Origin of the sequence: Streptomyces sp. SID13726 (genome assembly GCF_010548375.1) — a bacterium.
In the GTDB taxonomy this organism is placed as follows: Bacteria; Actinomycetota; Actinomycetes; order Streptomycetales; family Streptomycetaceae; genus Streptomyces.
This window is the reverse complement of the sequence record NZ_JAAGLY010000577.1, coordinates 1-419: the sequence shown is the minus strand read 5'-3', so window position 1 is coordinate 419 and position 419 is coordinate 1. Positions and strand designations below refer to the sequence as shown.

At 77.8% G+C, this 419-nt stretch carries 1 protein-coding gene; it reads left to right on the top strand.

Features of this window, described 5'->3' with window-relative positions; genetic code table 11:
• Positions 1-5: 5 nt before the first annotated feature.
• Positions 6-419 (top strand): DUF5134 domain-containing protein (locus tag G3I78_RS49210; RefSeq protein WP_343244044.1); only part of this gene is annotated, 414 nt, incomplete at its 3' end.

The window sequence follows — 419 nt, the reverse complement described above, 5'->3', positions numbered from 1 at the left end:
TCCTGCTGTGCGCGGTGAGCGGTGCGTACTGCCTGTCGCGGGCGCGCAGATCGGAGCGGGAGGCCCGCGGCGGGGCGGCGGGCGAGGCCCTGATGGGCTTCGGGATGGCGGTGATGGCCGTGCCCCCGGGCATCGGTCCGTGGGGGCCCGCGGTCCTGCTGGCCGTCTTCTGCGGGGCCGCACTGCACGCCCTGTGGCTGCTGCGGGGCGGGGTGCACCACGCGCACCACCTGGTCGGCTCGCTGGCCATGGCGTACATGGCGCTGACGATGACCGGCGGGGGCGGGCACGGGCACGGTGGCGGGCCGCCGCTCGTCACCGGGGCGCTGCTCCTCTACTTCGCGGGGTACGTGCTGCTCGGCGGGGCCCGGCTGGTGACGGCGGGCGGGGGTGCGCAGTCGGTCGCGGGCGGGCCGACC